The sequence below is a fragment of the Photobacterium sp. OFAV2-7 genome (assembly GCF_022347985.1).
Lineage (GTDB): Bacteria > Pseudomonadota > Gammaproteobacteria > Enterobacterales > Vibrionaceae > Photobacterium.
Genome location: NZ_JAKRFQ010000331.1, coordinates 1 through 5,219 on the forward strand (window position 1 = coordinate 1; position 5,219 = coordinate 5,219).

The 5,219-nt window shown below is 53.4% G+C and carries 4 protein-coding genes and 1 pseudogene; 3 read left to right on the plus strand and 2 right to left on the minus strand.

The genetic code is table 11. The features are described from left to right. Positions 1-203: 203 nt before the first annotated feature. A complete protein-coding gene (gene erpA, locus MHN01_RS15970) occupies positions 204-545 on the minus strand; it encodes an iron-sulfur cluster insertion protein ErpA (RefSeq protein WP_075762593.1) in 342 nt (113 codons plus the stop codon). A 60-nt stretch (positions 546-605) separates the two neighbouring features. Continuing rightward, positions 606-2,009: a H(+)/Cl(-) exchange transporter ClcA gene (gene clcA / locus MHN01_RS15975; protein ID WP_239412255.1), complete on the minus strand. Its 1,404-nt coding sequence runs from the start codon at positions 2,007-2,009 to the stop codon at positions 606-608. A gap of 254 nt (positions 2,010-2,263) precedes the next feature. Between clcA and hemL the strand changes: the two genes are divergently transcribed. The 3 genes and pseudogenes from hemL to MHN01_RS15990 form a co-directional block, all read left to right on the plus strand. Next, a complete protein-coding gene (hemL, locus tag MHN01_RS15980; protein WP_239412256.1) occupies positions 2,264-3,562 on the plus strand; it encodes a glutamate-1-semialdehyde 2,1-aminomutase in 1,299 nt (432 codons plus the stop codon). Positions 3,563-3,855: 293 nt separating this feature from the next. After that, positions 3,856-4,941 (plus strand): AI-2E family transporter, encoded by a 1,086-nt coding sequence (locus MHN01_RS15985; protein ID WP_370646511.1) that lies wholly within the window; start codon positions 3,856-3,858, stop codon positions 4,939-4,941. Between the two features lie 122 nt (positions 4,942-5,063). Then, positions 5,064-5,219: pseudogene (locus MHN01_RS15990) on the plus strand (16S rRNA methyltransferase); the annotation flags it as partial.

Here is a 5,219-nt window from a genome sequence, read left to right on the forward strand (position 1 = left end):
TAGCAGCAATTCATGCCTTGTTCTAAGTGATTTTTCCTGCGCAACTATCTGAACAACTACTTATCCAGATTGGTATAACCGCGCCGTTTTAGCCAAAATGCCCATCAACAAAAAAGCCGTCACGGATGTGACGGCTTTTTGTTATCTGAGTTGCTCTCACTGCATCAGTAGAGCAACGTGAAAGCTATTGCTGTTTTTGGCGATTAAACGCTGAATGATGCACCACAACCGCAGGTTGTCGTCGCATTCGGGTTGTTCACAAAGAAGCGGGACCCTTCAAGGCCTTCGGTGTAGTCAACCGTACCGCCGAGCAGGTACTGCAGGCTCATAGGGTCTACCACCAGCGTCACACCACTGTTTTCAATCGTGGTATCGCCATCATTCACTTTTTCATCAAAGGTAAAACCATACTGGAAGCCGCTACAACCACCGCCGGTGATGTAAACGCGCAGCTTCAGCTCTGGGTTTTCTTCCTCGGCGATTAGCGCTTTCACTTTATTCGCTGCAACATCAGAAAAATTCAGCGGCAAATTGGCATCGCTCATTAAAAACCTCTCAAACACATACGGTAATTAACCTGATTATCTAATACCTGACTATCTCGTTCAAGTATTGACCACTTCAGACTGTGCTCTTTGAGCAATTTTTTCCTTTTCCATCTTGCGGCGCAAGAGCAGAGAGTAAATAGGTTGCCCACCCAACACTTGGGCCAGCATGGTCGCCCCCAGCGTCGTAATAATCAGCGGCAAAATTAGGTGGTAGTTATTGGTCATCTCAATCACCAGCAAAATCCCGGTAATTGGTGCCCTTACGGTCGCGGCAAACAATGCCCCCATCCCGGCAATGGCAAACATCCCCGGCTCGATACCGAGATCGGGAAAAGCCAGCTGGGCCACCGAGCCGAAGAAGGTCCCGAACAAGGTACCGAGGGCCAGCATCGGGGCGAAGATACCTCCCGGCGCGCCGGAGCCAAAGCACAACAAGGTTGTCGCGACGCGGGCCAGAAACAGGATCAGCAACAGACTGACACTGTACTCGCCGTGAGTCGCACTCGGGATCAGAGCAATCCCTCCCCCGGTTAGCTCGGGCAAATACAGCAGCAATATGCCAAAACACCCGCCCAGTATGGTCCCGGTCAGTATATAGCGCCTGCGCTCATTACGGTGAATACGGTCAAACAGGTCCTGAGACAGAGTCACCAGGCGGTTAAACACAACGCCGAACACCCCGAAGAACATCCCGAGCAGCAAAAACAGCCACAAAGACTTCAGTACCGGTGCATCATACTGCGGCATAGTGATCACCGCATGCTGTCCCTGAATACTGCGAAAAACAATATTGGCAACAATGGCCGATATCAACACACACTTGATAGAAATTAGGCTGTAGCGAAACTGCGGCCGCATCTCCTCGACCACAAACATGATCCCGGCCAGCGGCGCATTGAACGCCGCCGCCAGTCCACCCGCGGCACCGGAGGCCAGCAGGGCATGGCGTCCTTCCTTATCCTTTAGGCGGAAAATATCCGAAACCATCCGGCCGATGTTACCGCCCATCTGTACCGAGGGCCCTTCTCGACCAAGCACCATGCCGGATCCCAACGCCCCCAGACCACCGATAAATTTCACCGGCAGTACCCGCCACCAGCGAACCGGGCGGATGTCATCCATCGCTCCCTCTATTTCGGGGATCCCGGAGCCTGCCGCCTCCGGCGCAAAACGATGTACCAGGTAATACCCGATCGAAGCCAGTACCGCACTAATCAGAAATGCCGCCAGCCATAATGGTAGCCAGCTGCTAATGACGTCTCTCAGCCACTCCGTTCTCTGCTCGGACACCCAGTGAACCGTAATTTCAAACAAGGTAGCAATCAGACCGGCGGCCAGGCCAACCAGTGCAGAAAGAAACAGTACCGATACCGGTGTTTTATCACGAGAAAGAAAACGCCGAACCAACCCGCTTGGTTGCAGGCGTTCAGGCGCAGGAGTGCCTTGGGTGTTGTCAGTCATTAGTCAGCCGTATCATTGAGTAGATTGCCCCGGCAGGGGCAGACAGGAAGGACGAAATTCGTCTGCGCTAAGAGTAGCTGACAATACCCTTTTTTTACACAGCCAATGATGAAAACTAGCTTTCCATCCGTGCCAAAACGACGGCAGGATCTGGCCGGGCGCACATTCCTTCAATTCTCTCGCCAAGTTCCCGGAATTTTAGGTACAATGCCGACACTTTAAATCAGGTAATATTTGAAAAATAGGACATAACCATGAGCAAGTCAGCTGATTTATTTGCTAAAGCACAAGAAACGATCCCTGGCGGTGTGAACTCACCGGTTCGTGCATTTGCCGGTGTCGGCGGCAGCCCGCTGTTTATCGAGCGAGCTGACGGCGCCTACATTTTTGATGCTGATGGCAAAGCCTATATCGACTATGTTGGCTCTTGGGGTCCTATGATTCTGGGTCACAACCACGTCGCCATTCGTGATGCCGTGATCAAGGCAGCCCAACAGGGGCTGAGCTTCGGCGCCCCGACCGAAATGGAAGTGACCATGGCGGAGCTGGTCTCCAAACTGGTACCGTCAATGGAAATGGTACGTATGGTGAGCTCCGGTACCGAAGCAACCATGAGCGCCATCCGCCTTGCCCGCGGCTTTACCAACCGCGATAAAATCATCAAGTTCGAAGGCTGCTACCACGGTCATGCCGATTGCCTGCTGGTAAAAGCCGGCTCGGGTGCCCTGACACTGGGCCAGCCAAGCTCTCCGGGTGTACCGGCAGATTTTGCCAAGCACACACTGACATGCACCTATAACGATCTGGATTCTGTCCGCGCGGCATTCGCCGAGCACCCTGAGCAGGTTGCATGTATTATCGTCGAGCCGGTAGCCGGCAACATGAACTGCATCCCACCGGTTCAGGGCTTCCTGGAAGGACTGCGCGAGATCTGTGACGAGTTCGGTGCCCTGCTGATCCTTGACGAGGTCATGACTGGCTTCCGCGTATCGGAAGGTGGTGCACAGGGGTACTACAATATCAAGCCGGATCTGACCACGCTGGGTAAAGTGATCGGTGGCGGTATGCCAGTCGGCGCATTCGGCGGCCGCCGTGATGTGATGCAATATATCGCGCCAACCGGCCCGGTATATCAGGCGGGCACCTTGTCGGGCAACCCGGTTGCGATGGCTGCCGGCCATGCCTGCCTGAGCGTTCTGACCAAAGAAGGTAACGAAAAGCGTCTGGCCAACACCACACAGCGTTTGGCTGACGGCTTCAAGGCACTTGCTGACAAACACGGCATCGCCCTGCAGACCAACCAGGTCGGTGCGATGTTCGGTTTCTTCTTTACCGAGCAGTCAAGTGTCACCTGCTTTGATGATGTCACCAAGTGCGACATCGAGCGCTTCAAGCGCTTCTTCAACCTAATGCTGGAAAAAGGGGTTTACCTGGCACCATCAGCCTACGAAGCCTGCTTTACGTCACTGGCTCACGGCGAGAAAGAAATCGAAGCTACCCTGGACGCTGCTGACTTTGCCTTTGCAACTCTGGCTGCTGAAGCCAACGCCTAAGCCGCCAACACCAACCCCGATTGAAACGCCACTCTTCGAGTGGCGTTTTTTGTAACAGGTATACCCCTTACTGCCAAAAAAAGACCGCAAGGGCTGCCAGTATCACGAGTACCCATACCGCCAGCGGAATCCTACGCTTTTTTTTCGTTTCGCAGCCGCAGTCACAACACCCCATAGCTCCGAGCCTCTCAACAGTTAAAATATTTGATTTATAAACGATTGCTACTTACGCAAGCGGATGCAATTATAAGCCACGCTCGATGTAGTGTTAACAAACAGAAAGGATAATCACAGTGCCCAAACCCTTTAAAGCCGAATCACGTCACTGGATGCTGATCGCCGCACTGGCGCTCGCCGCCTATGCGAGCTACCGCCTGATAGAACCGTATCTGGGGCCGATTGTGATGGCCTTTATCATTTCTCTGCTCTATTACCCGCTGCATGCAAGGGTCGAGGCGAAAATTCCACGCCAGCCCAATGCGGCCGCGATGATTTCATGTACCCTGCTCACCTTTATCATCGTGATCCCGGTACTGATTGTCTTCACCTCGATTGTCCATCAGGGTTCGACCTTTTCCAAGGATAGCTATGTCTGGCTAACCACCGGCGGTGCCAAAGAGGTGCTGTCTCACCCGATCACCGTAAAAGCCCTATCGCTTATCGAACAGTACTCGCCTTTCGAGCCGCTTGATGCCCAGGCCGTTGTTCAGAAGATTGCCGCAGCGGCCTCCAAGTTTGGTGCCCAGTTGCTAAATATCAGCGCCAGGCTTCTCGGGGATGCCACCAACTTTGTGATTAGCTTTATGCTGATGCTGTTTGTGCTGTTCTTCCTGCTTCGGGACCACAAGAAAATGGTATCGGCCATTCGCCATGTCCTGCCGCTATCCCGCAGCCAGGAAGATGCCGTGTTGACGGAAGTCGAGCAGGTAGCCAAGTCGGCAGTACTGGGATCATTCCTCACAGCGCTGGCCCAGGGTTTCGCGGGCGGTTTTGCAATGTGGCTGGCAGGTTTTCCCGGCCTGTTCTGGGGATCGATGATGGCCTTTGCCTCATTCATTCCGGTATTCGGTACGGCCCTGATTTGGCTGCCAGCCGCTATCTACCTCTTGCTGATCGACCAGTGGGAATGGGCGATGTTTCTGGCTGGCTGGGGTGTTGTCGTGGTCGGCTCCATCGACAACTTCCTTCGTCCGCTGTTGATGCAGGGCAACTCCAGCATGAACACCCTGCTGATCTTTTTCTCGATTCTCGGCGGCCTGCACCTGTTCGGCTTAATCGGCCTGATTTACGGCCCGATTATCTTTGCCGTCACCCTTGTACTGTTCAAACTCTATGAAGTCGAATTCAAAGACTTTTTGGACAATCAGGATCAAAGCTAGCCCCTGATCTTCACCCTCCCGTAACAAAGCCGCCTCTTCGCGGCTTTGATCGCCTTTTCATAGCCAGTGATTTATGGAACAATTCGCGCCCTTACTCCATGTAAAGCTAAACTGAGGCCGTTATGTCCTATACTGCTGCAAGCCAGGTTGTTGCCCGCCAGCTTGAGTTTTTTGAAAATCGCAAGGTCCTTGTCGTCGGTGAGCTCTCAGACTCATTTCCGCTTGAACTGACGCAGGTAGCCCAGTCAGTGGCAGTATTTACCACCAATTACGGCTAT